This is a genomic window from Agromyces bauzanensis, assembly GCF_014645655.1.
GTDB classification, from domain to species: domain Bacteria; phylum Actinomycetota; class Actinomycetes; order Actinomycetales; family Microbacteriaceae; genus Agromyces; species Agromyces bauzanensis.
The window spans coordinates 1-15,173 of the sequence record NZ_BMMD01000032.1 but is presented as its reverse complement, the minus strand read 5'-3'; the positions used below and the strand labels follow the sequence as shown (position 1 = coordinate 15,173).

Genomic DNA, 15,173 nt, shown 5'->3' with positions numbered 1-15,173 from the left:
GACATCCCCCGATCGTGGGGTGCTACCTGTCAACGAACTCATGAGACATGCTGTAAACGAAGTCATGAGACAGCTTGTAAACGAAGCTCTGAGACATGACATACCGCATCGTTACACAGGTGCTACCAGAAGCGTCGTCTTAACACTGGGCATCTTCACGCTCGTGGCGAGCGAGTTCCTGCCGGCGAGCCGGCTCTCGCCGATCGCCGCCGACCTCGGTGTCACCGAGGGTGTCGCCGGTCAGCTCGTCACGCCGACGAGCGTCATCGGCATCGTGGGCGGGCCGCTCATCGTGTCCGGCCTGCCGCGCCTCGACCGCCGCTGGGTGATGGCGGGACTCACCATATTGGCGATCGCGTCGAACGTGCTCGTCGCCATCGCTCCGGTGTTCTGGATCATGCTCGCCGCCCGTCTGCTGCTCGGCATGTCGATCGCGGGCTTCTGGGCCATGTCGCTGGCCGTGACCGCCCAGCTGGTGCCGGCCGATCGGCTGGGGCGAGCCATGACGATCGTGAACACGGGCGTATCGCTCGCGACCATCGCGGCGGTTCCGGCGGGTGCCTACGTCGGCGAGCTGCTCGGATCGCGCACATGTGCGGTGCAGTCGACGGCGCGGCCGATCATTCCCCCTCGCGTGCGCCCACCGGAGCCGCTGGGCTCAGCGGCGTTCTTCCGCCACTGCGTTGCCGCCGTCGACGGGGATGAGCTGTCCGGTCACGTACGCCGCGCCGGGGCTCGCGAGCCACGCGATCGCCGACGCGACCTCCTCGGGTCGGCCGCTGCGCGCGAGCGGCACGAGCAATCCCTCCTCGGCCTCGGTCGGCAGCTGGCTCGCCGTGGCGATCCAGCCGGGCGCGACCGCGTTCGCCGTGATGCCCGAGAGCGCCTCATCCACGGCGAGCGCGCGGACGTAGCCGAGCATGCCCGCCTTCGCCGTGGCGTATCCGACGTCGCCGCGCGAGGCCATGAGCGGACCGGTGACGCTCGAGACGCAGATCACCCGCCCCCAGCCGGTCTCTCGCATCCCGGGCAGCATGGCGCGGGTGAGCAGGAACGCGGTCGTGAGGTTCATGGCGAGGCTCGCGTTCCAGTCGGCGAGTGACATCGTGGCGTCGCCGTGCAGCATCTCGGGGTCGCCGGTCGCGATCATGCCCGCGTTGTTCACCACGATGGTGGGACGGATGCCGGCCGCCGCGAGCTCGGCGCCGAGATCGTCGACCTGCTCCTCGACGTCGAGTCGCGCCACGAATCCGGTGGCCGTGATGCCCGCGTCGCGGAGCTCCTCGGCGCGCTCGTGCACGCGCTCACTCGTGGCGGTGAGCACGATTCCCGCCCCAGCTCGCCGAGCGCCCGTGCTGCGGCGATTCCGATGCCCATGGGGCTGCCCGCCCCGCTCACGATGGCGACGCGGCCGTCGAGGTTCCACAGGTCTGGGAGGCTCATGACGACATCGTACGCAGGGCGCCGCCTCAGCCCGCGAGCAGGAGGGGGTCGGCGAGCAGGCGCTCCCTGGCCTGGCGGCGGGCTCCCAGGATTGCGGCGTCGGTCCCGGCGCGGGCCGGCTGGATGGTGGGGATCGCCGCGAGCGCACCGCCCCCGAGCGTCGGCCGGTTCGCCCGGTACGCCGCGTCGATGTCGTCGACCAGTCGCGCCCAGTACCCGCCGACCACGACCACCGCCGGGTCCATGGTGGATACCACGAGCTGCAGGGCCCGGCCGACCCAGCGGGCGGCGTCGAGCCACGACCAGCGTGCCCGATCCTCCGCGGCCTCGATCCGGGCGACGAGTTCCTCGAGCGCAGCTGCGCGCCCGTGCGTCGCGGCGAAGTCGGCCAGGCCGGCGCGTTCGAGCACGAGCGCTGGCGCGGCGACCGTGGCGAGGCATCCACGCTGTCCGCACTCGCAGCGCATGCCGTCCTCGACCACCGGCAGGTGCGCGAACGTCGTCGCGAGGCCGTGCGCGCCCGGCAACGGACGGCCCCCCGCAACCGACGCGGCCGCCACGCCCGTGTCGCCAGCGAGGTAGAGGAGATCGGAGATGCCCGACAGGTCTCCGCGTTCGGCTGCGGCGGCGGCCACGGCCGCGGGCTCGAGGGTGACCGGCAGGAGCAGCGTCGGCTCGACCTCGGCGAGGGCGGGCACGCGCGTGTGCAGCTCGCCGAGCACGTCGACCGGCTCGACCCCGAATCGGGCGTCGGTGATGACGACGGCGGGCGAGCCGGCCACCATGCCGTCGACGAGCACCGTCACGTCGGCGACCGGATGCTCCGACCGCTCGGCTCGGGCGAGCGCGCGCGAGAGCGCGGCGCCGAGCGAGTCGAACGCCGCGGCGGGTGTCGCGGGCGCCCCGTCGGCCTGGACCGGGACCGGGACCGTGAAGCGACCGAGCTCTTCGCCCGAGAGGCCGGCGAACGTGGCGGTCGCCTCGTCGGGACCGATCATGCAGGTCACGAGCACGCGGTCGGCGGCGGAGAGCGACAGCGGCGTCGCGCGCCCGCCACCCGTCGGGTCGGCCCCCGCCGGGCGGATGACGCCCGCGTCGATGAGCCGCGCGGTGAGACCCGCGATCGCGCCCCGGCCCAGGCCGGTCGCCGTGGTGAGCTCGCTGCGCGTCGATGGGCCGTGATCGACGAGGTGCTCGAGGACGAGAGTGGCGTGGGCGAGGTGCGTGGACAATGGGCCGGTCGTGGGAGGAACGGAGGTCTCGCCGACGTTCGTCATGCCGCAAGCATGGTGGTCGCGTCGTGGCCGGTCACGTACCCCGTTCGGGGGACTGCGCCCCGTTCAGGCTGACAACAGCGACCGGACGCCGGCGTAGGCGTCGGACACGTCGGCCGACGGGGTGTCGTAGACACGCGCAATGCGGCGGTTCGGCGTATACCGCGGCCAGCCGGGATCACCGTCGCACACGAACGCGACCGCTCGGGCGTGCACCTCGTCGGCCAGGGGCTGCGGCGGATTCGAGCCGGCGAGCGGCTCGACCTGCACAGCGTCCAGGCAGTCGAAGAAGAACGGCACGTCGACGCAGTGCACCGCCGCGTCGAACACCGGTGATCGCCAGGCGAACCGGTATGTCCAGGTCGGCGCGTCCCCGCGGAGCCGAGCGACGGTGGGCACCGACGTGCGGAACATCCGGTCGGTGACGAATCGGCCGAGAACTGCCGCAGTGCCTCGGGCGCGGATGTCGTGGTTCTCGGCGAGCCATGCGCGGCGCACGGCCGACGGGAGGCGGCTCACCCTGCCGAGCAGGAATCGCGCCGGGATGAAGCGCAGCTTCTTCGCGGCCGCGGTGAAGATCATCGCGAACTCGTCATCGGTAGCGCCGAGCAGGAGCGGCACGTGGGCGCCGACGCCCGCGCCGATCGATTCGCGGGTGGGCCGGGTGATCAACACCCCGTCGATCGCAGGGCCGAACGCCAGGCCGTCGTCGACCATCTGAGTGAGAGCGGCCATCGCATCGTTCGACACCGGTTCGGAGGCGTGTTGCTGCAGCTCGATGAGCCGTGCCTCGTCGACCGTCGAGAGCCCCGCCCGCGTGGGCTCGACGCCCGCGAGCTCGGCGACGCGGCGTCCGAGGAGCTCCGCGCGCTCAGGCGCGACATCCGCCGTCGCACCCGAGACCGCCACCGCGCCGTGGAAGAGGCCCTGCGCCCGCGGCATGCCGAGCAGGGTCAGCACGGCGCCACCGCCCGCCGACTGGCCGGCGATCGTGACCCGCGACGGGTCGCCGCCGAACGCGGCGATGTTGTCGCGAACCCACTCGAGGGCGAGCAGCCAGTCGAGCACGCCGCGATTCATCGGGGCATCCGCGATCCAGCCGAAGCCGTCGAAGCCCAGTCGGTACGAGATCGTGACGGTCACGACGCCGTCGCGATTGAAAGCTCTGCCGTCGTACCAGGGGCTCGCGGGCGAACCGGCGAAGTAGCCGCCGCCGTGGATCCAGACCAGCACCGGCAGACCGGCGCCGTCGGCTGCCCGGGTGGGCGAGGGCGTGAAGACATTGACGTTGAGGATCGAGTCGCCGGGCACCGACGGCTCCGGGATGAGCGTGACGCCGGGGTCGCCGCGCTGCGCTGTCGCGCCGAACTGCAGGGCGTTGCGCACTCCCGACCATGGTCGGTGCGGTACGGGGGCGGCGAACCGGAGCTCGTCGACCGGCGCCTCCGCGAACGGGATGCCGAGGAAGGCGGCGGATGCGCCGGGCGCGCCGGGCGTTCCCCGCCATGCGCCGCACACGCGGCCCGCCATGGTGTCGACCTCGACGTGGGTCTCGGTGCTGGTCTGGGTCACGCTGGTGCTCCTCTCGAACGCTCGCACTGGGGGCGTCGATACCGGGCGATCCCGAGCGCCTCCGAATACCGAGCGGTGTTCGCGATTATTGTGACCAGCCCAAGGGGCGAAGTTCAAGACCATTCAGGCCCGACGCCCGAGGATCGCGAGGAACTCGGCGACGTGTTCGCTCATGTCAAGCTCTGGATCCATGAGCCACTGCGTCTGGAGACCGTCGGCGAGCGCCATGAGCATCGTCGCCACTCGCTCAGGATCGAGGTCGTCGGGCAGGGCGCCAGAGGCCTGCGCCCTGCGCACTCCCTCGGCCGCGAACGCGCGGAACCGGCGATTGCGGTCGGCGAAGAACGCGTGCGCCGGATGCCCGGGATCGGTCGCGTCGGCCGAGAGCCGAGCGTACAGCTGCACGAGGCCGGGCACGTCGGCGTTGTGCCGGATCAGCTCGGGGTACTCGCGCATGAGCGCCACGGGACCGTCGCTGCCTGCGTCATCGATGAACGTCGCCGCGTCGACCTCGTCGCGCTTGCGGAGGATCTCGGCGAAGAGTTCCTCCTTCGACGAGAAGTAATGCAGCAGGCCGGCCTGGCTGAGGCCGACGGCACCGGCGAGCTCGCGCACCGACGCACGGCCGTAGCCGTCGCGGGCGATCACGTCGAGCGCCGCGGTGAGGATCTCCTCGCGCTTCGCGATGCCCTTCGCGTACGAACCCCTGCGTGCCATACCTGCATGGTACGGAACGGGAGTTGCATTGGAAAACCGAGCGCGATATGGTTTTGGCCACTCACTGTCGAGATTTCCGAAAGGACCCACCATGACGACGGCGTCAGCCCCCGCGCCCACGCACGAATTCGACGGCTCCGACGAACCCCGCCCACTCGTCGAGGGGAGCCTCAAGCGCCTGCTCGCCTGGATCATCCCGGCCAACCTCTCGATCTTCATCCTCTGGGGCGCGATCCCCGGCGTGCTCCTGCCGCTGCAGGTCACCGCCATCGACCCGGCCAGCAAGGTCGCCAACCTGGCACTCGTGACCACGATCGGCGCATTCGCGGCGATGATCGCCCAGCCGGTCGCCGGCGCGATCTCCGACCGCACGCGTTCCCGATTCGGCCGTCGCGCACCGTGGATGATCGGCGGCGCGCTCATCGGCGGACTCGCCCTCATCGGCATGGCGCTCGCGAACACCCTCGCCATGGTCGCGATCGCCTGGACCATGGTGCAGGTCGCCTACAACTTCGCGCAGGGACCGCTCTCGGCGATCCTGCCCGACCGCGTGCCCCGGGCCGCCCGTGGCACGTTCGCTGCGCTCGCCGGCATGGGCGCGATGCTCGGCGCGCTCGGTGGCCAGATCGCCGGCGTCGCCCTGAGCGCGAACATCCCGGCGGCGTACCTGTTCCTGTCGGGCCTCGCGCTCGTCGTCACCGTGGTGTTCGTCGTGTTCAACCCCGACCACTCGAGCCGCGACCAGCAGAACCCGCCGTTCTCCCTGCGCGTGTTCCTCTCCACCTTCTGGGTGAACCCGGTCGCGCACCCTGACTTCTTCTGGGCGTTCACGGGCCGACTGCTGCTCTACACCGCCTACTTCGCCGTGACCGGCTACCAGCTCTTCATCCTGCAGGACTACATCGGCCTCGGCGACGCCGCGATCGAGTCCATCCCGTTGTTCGGTCTTGTCGGGCTCGTCGGCATGATCTCGGCGATGGTCGTCGGCGGTCCGATCTCCGACCGCCTCGGACGCCGCAAGGTGTTCGTCTTCGCGTCGACCATCGTGGTGGCGCTCGCGATGGTCGTGCCGCTCGTCATGCCGACCTTCGTCGGCTGGCTGGTGTTCACCCTCATCGCCGGCCTCGGCTTCGGCATGTTCCAGTCGGTCGACCAAGCCCTCATGAGCGAGGTGCTGCCGTCGAAGGAGTCCTACGCGAAGGACCTCGGCGTCGTGAACATCGCCGCGACCCTGCCGCAGACGCTCGCCCCGGCAGTGGGCGGCGCGATCGTGCTCGCCTTCGGCGGCTACGCCGCGCTCTTCCCAGTGGGCATCGCCCTCGCGGTGCTCGGAGCGTTCGCGGTCTGGCCGATCAAGGCGGTCAAGTGATGACGACGGGCGCGCCCGGCGAGGCGATCGCCGACCCATCGGACCCGACACCCGAATCCGCGTACGAAGGAGCTTCATGACCGACACCTTGGATGCCACCACGGATGCCGCAGCGGCATCCGCCATCGACCGCCCGGCCGCCGACGTCGTGGCCGCCCTCACCCTCGAGGAGAAGGCGTCGCTCACGAGCGGCGCGGACTTCTGGACCACGAAGCCCGTGGCCCGCGTGGGCCTGCCGGCGATCATGCTCACCGATGGCCCGCACGGGGTACGGAAGCAGCGCGAGGACGCCGACCACCTCGGCATCGGCGACAGCGTGCCCGCCACGTGCTTCCCGCCCGCGGTGGCACTCGGGTCGTCGTTCGACCCGGAGTTGCTCGAACGCGTCGGCGTCGCCCTCGGTGAGGAGGCGCGCGCCGAGAGGGTGGGCGTGCTGCTCGGTCCGGGCATCAACATCAAGCGCTCACCTCTGTGCGGCCGCAACTTCGAGTACCTCTCCGAAGACCCGTTCGTGTCGGGCGTGCTCGGCTCGGCGCTCGTGCGAGGAGTCCAGACGCAGGGCGTGGGCGCCTCGCTCAAGCACTTCGCCGCCAACAACCAGGAGGCCGACCGCATGCGCGTCTCGGCCGACATCGACGAGCGGCCGCTGCGAGAGATCTACCTGCGCGGCTTCCAACGCGTCGTCGAGGACGAGCAGCCGCGGACCGTCATGTGCTCGTACAACCGGCTGAACGGCGTGTACACCTCCGAGGACCCGTGGCTGCTCACCAGGGTGCTCCGCGACGAGTGGGGCTTCGAGGGCCTCGTGGTCTCGGACTGGGGCGCCGTGAACGATCGTGTCACCGGCCTCGCAGCCGGACTCGACCTCGAGATGCCGGGGAGCGGCGGACGCACCGACGCCGAGCTCGTCGCCGCCGTGCGGTCGGGCGTGCTCGACGAGCGCCTGATCGACATCGCGGCACGCCGCAACGTCGACCTCGTGCAGAAGGCCACGCGTGGGGTTCGCCAGTCGACCGGCTCGGCGAGCACTCCGGCGTACGACGCCGACGCGCACCATGCGCTCGCCCGCGAGGCTGCGGGTGCGTCGATCGTGCTGCTGAAGAACGACGATGCCGTGCTGCCGCTCGCGGCCGGCGCATCCGTCGCCGTCGTCGGCGAGCTGGCGCGCACTCCGCGCTACCAGGGCGCCGGGTCGTCGCTCATCAACCCGACGAGGCTCGACAGCGCCCTCGACGAGATCCGCGCGATCGCCGGCGCCGAGGTGCCGTTCGTCGCGGGATACGCGGACGACGGCACGATGTCCGACGAGCTCACCGCCGAGGCCGTGTCCGCGGCATCCGCCGCCGAGAACGTGCTGCTGTTCCTCGGCGTGCCCGCCGCACTCGAGTCGGAGGGTTTCGACCGGGACGACCTGGAGCTGCCCGCGGCCCAACTGGCGCTCGTCGATGCCGTCGTCGCCGCGAATCCGCGCACGGTGGTCGTGCTCTCGAACGGCGGGGTCGTGCGCCTCTCGGGCCTCGTCGAGCGCGTGCCCGCCATCGTGGAGGGCTGGCTCCTCGGCCAGGCCGGCGGCGGCGCCATCGCCGACGTGCTGTACGGCGTGGCGAACCCGTCGGGCCGGCTCGCCGAGACGATTCCCGTGCGCCTCGCCGACAGCCCCGCGTACCTCGACTTCCCGGGCGAGCACTCGCATGTTCGCTACGGCGAGGGCCTGTTCGTGGGCTACCGCTGGTACGACGCCCGCGAGCTCGAGGTCTCCTACCCGTTCGGGCACGGCCTCTCGTACACGACGTTCGCCTATTCCAGCGCCTCCGTCGAAGCGGATGGCGCGGGCCTCACGGTGCGCGTGACGGTCACGAACACCGGCGACCGCGACGGCGCCGAGGTCGTGCAGGTGTACACGTCGGTGCCCGGATCCGCCGTCGTGCGCGCGCCCCGCGAGCTCAAGGGCTTCGCCAAGGTCACGCTCGCCGCGGGCCAGTCGCGCTCGGTCGAGGTGCGGGTGCGGCGTGCGGACCTCGCCTACTGGGACACGCGGGTCGACGCCTGGATCGTCGAGGGCGGCGCGTACACGGTGGAGGTCGGCGCGTCCAGCCGCGACATCCGGACGACGGTGCCGGTCGAGGTGGAAGGCGACCCCGTGCGCATCCCGCTCGCGCCGGAGTCGTCGATGGGCGAGGTGATGGCGCATCCGGCGGCCTCGCAGGTCATCCAGCGGGCACTCGCCGCGAGCGGCGACACCACGACGAACGCGCTCATGGCCGACCCCTCGCTGTTCAACATGATGTCTTCGTTCCCCATCGGTCGTCTGGCGTCGTTCCCGGGCATGCCCTTCGGGCGCGAGCAGGTCGACCAGCTGATCGCCGCCGCGAACGCGGCCGGTTGACCACGACGAGACCGGATGCCGCGGGTCGATGCGTCGGCACGCGGCATCCGCTCGTCGTCGGCGCAACCCCCTTGAAGTGGCCGGGCGCCCCGCATAGTACGGGGACATACCGCAATGAGAGGGGAACACCATGGCGATCCGGCTGAACGAGCCCGCGCTGCGGCAAGCCCGCGCGCTCGTGCGCGAGGGCAAGGTGGTGCGCGACGAGCGCGACGACTGGAGCGAGCATGCGCCGAGCACCGACGAGGAGAACGCGTTCATCGAGAGAGACGGTTGGACGGAGTTCCGTCACTGGCACCTCGGCATCGACGACGAGACCCGGGACACGAAGCAGGCGTCGTCGTTCCCGTACGGCGACTTCCGGAAGGTGCACCGCTGCGCGGTCGTCTCGCTCGAGAGTCGCGCGGGCCAGTACGACCACGACGAGATCCGCGACGCCGCGAGGAAGCTGCTCGAGCTCATCGACGAGGGGTGAGCGGATGCCGCGGGCGGCTGCCGTGAGCGGGCCGCGGGGGTTCCATTGGACGTGTCGCAGCCTCGGCGCGTGTCCGTACGGCCAGCGGCGGGTCCCGCCCGCCGGCCGCCGCATGAACACGGCGTTCCTCGACGGCGTCGCGGAGACCGACGGCGACCATGTTTTCGCCGACGACGACGGCGTGCTCGTCGTGGCATCCGACCGCGTCGACGAGGTGATCGAGCTCGCACGCGAGATCCAGGGGGTCGAGACCGCGCAGGCCGAGCGGATGCGGGCAGGCACCAGCCTGCGCGACGAGCTCGCGTTCTCGGCGTACCGGCGGCGTCAGGCCGCCGATCCCGAACTGACGCTGCGGAGCTACCTGCGAGAACGCGGCGGCGCCATCGAGGTGTGACCGGCTGTCAAGGGGTTGGGTCGCAGCCCGGTGTCCGCGTACGCTCGCCGGATGTCGAGGCCGTGGATCGACGAACCGGTCGATCCCGTGAGGAGGACCCGATGCCGAAGAGGCAACAGGAACGAGACGCCCGTCGTGCGGCGAAGCGCGCCGTGAAGGACGCCGAACGGTCGGCGAAGGAGACACGCAGCCTCGCGTCGTCGCTGCCGAGGGAGGTTCGCCCACGAGTGGACGCGTTTGCCGATGTGGAGCGCGCCCGCATCCGCCGAGCCAAGGACGAGGTCGGCCGCAGCCCGCGCCGCGCCAGGCGCGACGCGCGGGTCGCCTCCGCCCGGCTCGAGCGCATGGCCGTGCGCTACGGCACGGCCGGCGGCCGCGCGTCCTCGCGTGACGCCTCCCGCAGGGGCGGCGCACCGAAGGCGATCAGGCGACAGCGCGTGCAGGTGAAGCAGGCGAAGTCGATGGGTGTCGTCACCGGCCTCCGCACGCTGTTCGTGAGCGTCTTCACCCCCACGGATCGCAAGGCCCAGCAGAAGGTCGCGAAGCGGCGGGCCCGTCGTGTGAAGTTCGGGACGGCGTAGCCGAGGTCTCCGAGCACGCCCTGACGTGAGGTCCGGGGGTGAGGTGCACGGTGGATGGACATCGTGCTCCATGTGGCGTCCGGGAATAGGTGGTTCTCCGGATGCCGCGACGGCGCGTCATCAATAGCGTCGCTGACATGGACCTCGCCGTGATCGCCGGCGTCCTCTCGACCGGCCTCTTCGCCATGAGCTACCTGCCCATGCTGGTGAAGGCCGCGCGCACGAAGGACCTGTCCTCGTACAGCCTCGGCAACATCGCGATCACGAACGTCGGAAACGCCGTGCACTCCGTGTACGTGTTCAGCCTTCCGATGGGCCCGATCTGGTTCCTGCACACGTTCTACCTCGTCGCCTCCGCGCTCATGCTCATCTGGTTCCTGCGGTATCGCGCTGCATGGGAGCGGCGGAATCGACTCGCTGGGCACCCGGAGCGGGTGCCATGAGGCCGAACATCATCCGGCGCGCCAAGGGCGTCTACGACAACCTCCCGTTGCCGGCGGGGTCGGCTGTCGGCGTCGTGCTGGTCCTCGTGCTCGACCGCGTGCGCCGCGCACCAATGCCGGGCTCGCGGGCAGCGCAACGGGCTGCGGGTGCCGCCTCGATCGCTGCGGGGCTCGCGCTGAACGCGTGGGCGCTGGTCGAACGCCGACGTCGGAGCACCGGGGACTTCCAGCTCGAGCAGCCGGAGTCGCTCGTCAGCACCGGGCCGTACGCGTTCAGCCGCCATCCCATGTACCTCGGCTGGTGGCTCATCCACCTCGGCGTCGGTGTGCTGCGCGGAACCCTCTGGGTGGCGGCCACACTGCCCGTGGCCGTCCTCGTCGAACACATCGGCGGATCGGTCGCCGAGGAGCGCGATCTCCGGGCCCGGTTCGGTGAGGAGTACGAGCGGTACGCCGAGCGAGTGCCGCGCTATGCGGGCCTGCCGCGGCGGCTGCGGCCAAAGGACCTACTTCGAGACCGAGCTGCGGGCGGCGGGCTTCGAGGGGGACGCCTTCGCTGACGCTGCCTTCGCTGACGCTGCCGTCGACGGCGCCTTCATCGTGGCGGCTGCGCGCGGTGATCGCACGGTCTTCGGCTTCGACGATTCCGCGGCGGCCGCGGCATCCGCCACCGGCTTGGCGACCGGCTGCAGGCGCGCAAGCTGCGTCACGTGCTGCGGCCCGAGCTCGTCGAGCGTGGCGACCTCGAGGAGCTTCATGGTGCGCTCGATCTCGGAGCGGAGGATCGCGATGGTCTTGTCGACGCCGCGACGGCCGCCGGCCATGAGTCCGTACAGGTAAGCGCGCCCGACGAGCGTGAACCGGGCGCCGAGCGCGATCGACGCGACGATGTCGGCGCCGTTCATGATGCCCGTGTCGAGGTGCACCTCGAAGTCGTTGCCGACCTCGCGCACCACGTGCGGCAGCAGGTGGAACGGGATGGGTGCGCGGTCGAGCTGGCGGCCGCCGTGATTCGAGAGCACGATGCCGTCGACGCCGCGGTCGGCGAGGAGCTTCGCGTCCTCGACGGTCTGCACGCCCTTGACGAGGATCTTCCCCGGCCAGATGCCGCGGATGGTGTCAAGGTCCTCGAACGAGATGGTCGGGTCCATGGCACTGTCGACCAGGTCGGCGACCGTGCCGCCTGTCGACCTGAGCGAGGCGAACTCCAGCGGCGGGGTCGTGAGGAAGTCGATCCACCACGCCGGCCGCGGGATCGCGTTGACCACCGTGCCGAGCGTCAGCTGCGGCGGGATCGAGAAGCCGTTCCGCTTGTCGCGCAGGCGGGCACCCGCCACCGGGGTGTCGACCGTGAAGAAGAGGGCGTCGAAGCCGGCGGATGCCGCGCGCTCGACGAGCCCGTACGAGATCTCGCGCTTGCGCATCACGTAGAGCTGGAACCAGTTGCGGCCCGTCGGGTTCGCGGCCCTGACATCCTCGATCGAGGTGGTGCCGAGCGTGGAGAGCGTGAACGGGATGCCCGCCGCCCCGGCCGCGCCGGCACCGGCGACCTCGCCCTCGGTCTGCATCATGCGCGTGAACCCGGTGGGCGCGATGCCGAAGGGCAGGGCGCTCGGGCCGCCGAGCACCTCGCGGCTCGTGTCGACGACGGGCACGTTGCGCAGGATCGACGGGTGGAATTCCACGTCCTGGAACGCCTGGCGTGCGCGCGCGAGCGAGAGCTCGCCCTCGGCCGCACCCTCGGTGTAGTCGAACGGCGCCTTGGGCGTGCGCCGCTTCGCGATGGCCCGCAGGTCGGCGATGGTGAGCGCCCGCTCGAGTCGGCGGTCGGTGGGGTTGAGCGTGGGCTTCTTGAACTGCATGAGCCGGCCGAGCTCGCGGGGGTTCGGGAACTGGCGCTTCACCATGTCGTCGCTGCCTCTTTCGGTTCGGGCTCGGGGGAGATCTCGGCGTAGTAGCCCGAGATGTGGTCGTGGATGCGGGTGCGGGCGGTCGTGGCATCCGTTGCGATGATGGCCTCGACGATGCCGCGGTGCTCGCGGCGGAGGCGCGCGGAGGTCGCGGCCCAGTCGGTGATGTGGCGAAGGCCCGCGAGCGCGTAGCCCTCGATGCCGCTGCGCAGGCCCGCCATGGTGGCGGTGATGACCTGGTTTCCGGATGCCTCGGCCAGCGCGAGATGGAACGCCGCGTCGACCGCGAGGAACTCTGGCGGCTCGAGGTCGGGGGAGTCCATGGCGTCGAGCAGTCGCTCGGCGGCGGAGAGATCGGGTCGGGCGGATGCATCGGCGAGATCACCGACGACCGAGGCCTCCAGCACGAGCCGGGTGCCCACGATGTCGGCGACCGGGAAGCCGCGAGCCGCGACCTGCAGCCGCATCAGCGCGCTCATGGCACCGCCCGGCGTGGCGATGATGATGGCGCCCGCGTTCGGGCCGGAGCCCGCGTGCGTGCGGATGAGGCCGAGCGCCTCGAGCACGCGCAGCGCCTCGCGCACGCTCGAGCGGCCGACGCCGAGTGCTGCCGAGAGCGCACGCTCGCCGGGAAGGCGGTCGCCGGGCGCGAGCGTGCCCTCGACGAGCTGCCGTTCGACGTGCTCGAGCACGGCCCGCCATGCGCGGGGCGCGTCGGGTGTGGCGGATGTCGCGGACGCAGTGGCAGCGGCGGATGTCGCGGGTGCGCCGGATGCCGCAGCGGCCATGCTGCTTGCTCCTCTCGCGCCGTATGTGGTCTGACCACACTATCAGAGTGGTCAGACCACGAGGAGCGACCGGCGGATGGACCCCAGTTGCCGCGACGTCTCAGCTGCCCGGCCGTCGGCGTCTGATGGACGACGCCGCTCGCCGGAAACCGGGCCGACACACGACGTCGCTACGCTGACGCAAGCCGGGCGGCGGCGCGCCGGCGGTGGCGGAGGGAGTCCCCGTGTCGACCGAGATGCTCGAATGCCCCAAGCACATGCAGTACGGACCATGCGGGGGCGTCGAGTTCGACGGCACATGCGAGATCGCGTCGTTCACATGCACCTTCCTCGATGGCGGCGTCCGCGAGTGGCGCGGCATCGACCGGTCGCCGAGCGGTGTGCCGACCCCGAAGGTGCCCACGGCCTCGGCGACCGCGACCGCGGCGCTCCTCGACCGCCGGCAGGTCGTGGTCGCCGACTTCCCGGCGCGGGCGCTGGACGCCGAGTCGCTGCAGCGCTGCGCGCGCCTCCTCGCCGGCGCGGTCGACGCCACGCTCGCCGGCGACGCGGCGACCTCGCGCGTGCAGTTCTCGCCGAGCCTCCGGGCCGCGCTCATCCAGCAGGAGGGCCTCGCCGTGTGGTCGGGCGTGAACTGCCGCGATCGCAACCGCGTCGCGCTCGAGGGTGAGCTCGCGGGACTCGCCGAGGTCGGCGTTGCCGGCGTGCACTGCGTGACCGGCGATCACACCCTCACGGGTTCCCGGCCGGACGCCGCCCCCGTCTTCGACCTGGACTCGACCGAACTGGCCGCGCTCGCCCGTGCAGCGGGGCACCTCGTTTCGGTCGCCGAGTCGCCGGCCGCACCGCCGACCGACGAGCGCGCGGCCCGACTCCTCGAGAAGGAACGCGCCGGCGCCCAGATCTGCTTCGTCAACCACTGCGGCGGCGTCGAGAGCGTGCGGGCGTTCATCGACGAGGTGCGCCGAGGCGGCTCGTCGCTCCGGTTCATCCCCTGCGTCCCGGTCGTGATCGACGCGGGCAGCGCGTCGCTGCTCGAGTCGTTCACGACACTCCTGCTGCCCGAGGGATTCCTCCGCGACATCCGTTCGGCCACCGATCCCCGCCGCGCGGGCATCGAGGCGACGGTCGCGCTCTGCGAGCGCATGCTCGAGCTCGACGGCGTGGCGGGAGTCGACCTCTCGGGCGGCCCCGGGCCGGGCCGCGAGGAGTCGTTCGCCGACGCGCTCGCCGAGATCGCGACCCGGCTCGCGCTCAGTGCATGATCATCCCGCCGGTGACGTTGATCGCCTGCCCGGTGAGGTAGTCGGCGTCGGATGTCGCGAGGAACAGCGCGACGCCCGCCACGTCGTCGGCGACCCCGAGCCGCCCGAGCGGCGAGTACGACGACCACTCCGCGACATCCGCCGCCGTTCGGGTCTCCTCGCCCATCTCGGTGAGCACGTATCCGGGGCAGAGCGCGTTCGCGGTGATGCTGTGGCAGCCGAGCTCCAGCGCGGTCACGCGGGTGAGTGCGATGACGGCCGCCTTGGACGCCGCGTAGTGCGCCTGGCCCGCGCCACCCGACTTGCCCGCCATGCTCGCGAGGTTGATGATCCGGCCGCCTCCGCTCGCGATCATGGCGCGCCCGGCGACCTGGGTGGTCACGAGCATGGCTCGAGCGTTGATGGCGAAGGTCGTGTCCCAGTCGGCCACGTCGATCTCGAGGAGGGGTGCTAAGGACACGCGTATAAATAATCGCGTCTGATGACTGGATGCGTGGGATCATGGTGTATGGCGATCGATCGGGGCGTGGAAGCGGTACTGGCGGCGAAGTTCGAG

Annotated in this window: 15 protein-coding genes and 1 pseudogene; 9 read left to right on the top strand and 7 right to left on the bottom strand. The window is 71.3% G+C overall.

Annotated features, from left to right (window positions below):
* Positions 1 to 40: 40 nt before the first annotated feature.
* Positions 41 to 532, top strand: a pseudogene (locus tag IEX31_RS19685) (MFS transporter); the annotation flags it as partial.
* 126 nt (positions 533 to 658) lie between these two features.
* On the opposite strand, the gene IEX31_RS17380 reads toward IEX31_RS19685, so the two are convergent.
* The 4 genes from IEX31_RS17380 to IEX31_RS17365 form a co-directional block, all read right to left on the bottom strand.
* The gene (locus IEX31_RS17380) at positions 659 to 1,324 is read right to left on the bottom strand and encodes an SDR family NAD(P)-dependent oxidoreductase (protein ID WP_229662469.1); all 666 of its coding nucleotides are present in this window, start codon (positions 1,322 to 1,324) and stop codon (positions 659 to 661) included.
* A 145-nt stretch (positions 1,325 to 1,469) separates the two neighbouring features.
* Complete coding sequence (locus IEX31_RS17375; protein WP_188744659.1) at positions 1,470 to 2,720, bottom strand: ROK family transcriptional regulator; 1,251 nt, start codon at positions 2,718 to 2,720, stop codon at positions 1,470 to 1,472.
* Positions 2,721 to 2,783: 63 nt separating this feature from the next.
* Positions 2,784 to 4,289: a carboxylesterase/lipase family protein gene (locus tag IEX31_RS17370; RefSeq protein ID WP_308423559.1), complete on the bottom strand. Its 1,506-nt coding sequence runs from the start codon at positions 4,287 to 4,289 to the stop codon at positions 2,784 to 2,786.
* 123 nt (positions 4,290 to 4,412) lie between these two features.
* A complete protein-coding gene (locus IEX31_RS17365; protein WP_188744658.1) occupies positions 4,413 to 5,006 on the bottom strand; it encodes a TetR/AcrR family transcriptional regulator in 594 nt (197 codons plus the stop codon).
* A 91-nt stretch (positions 5,007 to 5,097) separates the two neighbouring features.
* On the opposite strand from IEX31_RS17365, the gene IEX31_RS17360 reads away from it, so the two are divergent.
* The 7 genes from IEX31_RS17360 (at position 5,098) to IEX31_RS17330 (ending at position 11,214) form a co-directional block, all read left to right on the top strand.
* Positions 5,098 to 6,375, top strand: a complete 1,278-nt coding sequence (locus IEX31_RS17360; protein WP_188744657.1) for an MFS transporter — start codon at positions 5,098 to 5,100, stop codon at positions 6,373 to 6,375.
* A 76-nt stretch (positions 6,376 to 6,451) separates the two neighbouring features.
* Entirely contained in the window at positions 6,452 to 8,761 is a 2,310-nt protein-coding gene (locus IEX31_RS17355; RefSeq protein ID WP_188744656.1) for a glycoside hydrolase family 3 C-terminal domain-containing protein, read from the top strand.
* Positions 8,762 to 8,891: 130 nt separating this feature from the next.
* Positions 8,892 to 9,236 (top strand): hypothetical protein, encoded by a 345-nt coding sequence (locus IEX31_RS17350; protein ID WP_188744655.1) that lies wholly within the window; start codon positions 8,892 to 8,894, stop codon positions 9,234 to 9,236.
* A 112-nt stretch (positions 9,237 to 9,348) separates the two neighbouring features.
* A complete protein-coding gene (locus tag IEX31_RS17345) occupies positions 9,349 to 9,630 on the top strand; it encodes an RraA family protein (RefSeq protein ID WP_188744654.1) in 282 nt (93 codons plus the stop codon).
* 101 nt (positions 9,631 to 9,731) lie between these two features.
* Complete coding sequence (locus tag IEX31_RS17340; protein WP_188744653.1) at positions 9,732 to 10,211, top strand: hypothetical protein; 480 nt, start codon at positions 9,732 to 9,734, stop codon at positions 10,209 to 10,211.
* A gap of 137 nt (positions 10,212 to 10,348) precedes the next feature.
* Complete coding sequence (locus IEX31_RS17335; RefSeq protein WP_188744652.1) at positions 10,349 to 10,654, top strand: hypothetical protein; 306 nt, start codon at positions 10,349 to 10,351, stop codon at positions 10,652 to 10,654.
* On the top strand, positions 10,651 to 11,214 hold the full coding sequence (locus tag IEX31_RS17330) for a methyltransferase family protein (RefSeq protein WP_188744651.1): 564 nt from the start codon (positions 10,651 to 10,653) through the stop codon (positions 11,212 to 11,214). The genes IEX31_RS17335 and IEX31_RS17330 overlap by 4 nt, the downstream gene beginning before the upstream one ends.
* On the opposite strand, the gene IEX31_RS17325 is transcribed toward IEX31_RS17330, so the two are convergent.
* Positions 11,161 to 12,561, bottom strand: a complete 1,401-nt coding sequence (locus tag IEX31_RS17325; RefSeq protein WP_188744650.1) for an alpha-hydroxy acid oxidase — start codon at positions 12,559 to 12,561, stop codon at positions 11,161 to 11,163. The genes IEX31_RS17330 and IEX31_RS17325 overlap by 54 nt on opposite strands.
* Positions 12,555 to 13,352: a FadR/GntR family transcriptional regulator gene (locus IEX31_RS17320; RefSeq protein WP_188744649.1), complete on the bottom strand. Its 798-nt coding sequence runs from the start codon at positions 13,350 to 13,352 to the stop codon at positions 12,555 to 12,557. Before IEX31_RS17320 ends, IEX31_RS17325 begins: the two co-directional genes overlap by 7 nt.
* Positions 13,353 to 13,576: 224 nt before the next feature.
* On the opposite strand from IEX31_RS17320, the gene IEX31_RS17315 reads away from it, so the two are divergent.
* Complete coding sequence (locus IEX31_RS17315; protein ID WP_229662468.1) at positions 13,577 to 14,617, top strand: methylenetetrahydrofolate reductase C-terminal domain-containing protein; 1,041 nt, start codon at positions 13,577 to 13,579, stop codon at positions 14,615 to 14,617.
* Here IEX31_RS17315 and IEX31_RS17310 read toward each other — a convergent pair.
* Positions 14,607 to 15,077, bottom strand: coding sequence for an SDR family NAD(P)-dependent oxidoreductase (locus IEX31_RS17310; protein ID WP_229662467.1), 471 nt, complete (start codon positions 15,075 to 15,077; stop codon positions 14,607 to 14,609). The two genes, IEX31_RS17315 and IEX31_RS17310, sit on opposite strands and share 11 nt — an antisense overlap.
* Positions 15,078 to 15,173 lie beyond the last annotated feature (96 nt).

Bases quoted from the DNA above. Each gene is read 5' to 3' on its own strand.
- IEX31_RS17360 (WP_188744657.1), top strand. From the start codon at position 5,098: ATGACGACGGCGTCAGCCCCCGCGCCCACGCACGAATTCGACGGCTCC.
- IEX31_RS17335 (WP_188744652.1), top strand. From the start codon at position 10,349: ATGGACCTCGCCGTGATCGCCGGCGTCCTCTCGACCGGCCTCTTCGCC.
- IEX31_RS17325 (WP_188744650.1), bottom strand. From the start codon at position 12,561: ATGGTGAAGCGCCAGTTCCCGAACCCCCGCGAGCTCGGCCGGCTCATG.
- IEX31_RS17345 (WP_188744654.1), top strand. From the start codon at position 9,349: ATGAACACGGCGTTCCTCGACGGCGTCGCGGAGACCGACGGCGACCAT.
- IEX31_RS17355 (WP_188744656.1), top strand. From the start codon at position 6,452: ATGACCGACACCTTGGATGCCACCACGGATGCCGCAGCGGCATCCGCC.
- IEX31_RS17350 (WP_188744655.1), top strand. From the start codon at position 8,892: ATGGCGATCCGGCTGAACGAGCCCGCGCTGCGGCAAGCCCGCGCGCTC.
- IEX31_RS17375 (WP_188744659.1), bottom strand. From the start codon at position 2,720: ATGACGAACGTCGGCGAGACCTCCGTTCCTCCCACGACCGGCCCATTG.
- IEX31_RS17330 (WP_188744651.1), top strand. From the start codon at position 10,651: ATGAGGCCGAACATCATCCGGCGCGCCAAGGGCGTCTACGACAACCTC.
- IEX31_RS17340 (WP_188744653.1), top strand. From the start codon at position 9,732: ATGCCGAAGAGGCAACAGGAACGAGACGCCCGTCGTGCGGCGAAGCGC.
- IEX31_RS17365 (WP_188744658.1), bottom strand. From the start codon at position 5,006: ATGGCACGCAGGGGTTCGTACGCGAAGGGCATCGCGAAGCGCGAGGAG.
- IEX31_RS17320 (WP_188744649.1), bottom strand. From the start codon at position 13,352: ATGGCCGCTGCGGCATCCGGCGCACCCGCGACATCCGCCGCTGCCACT.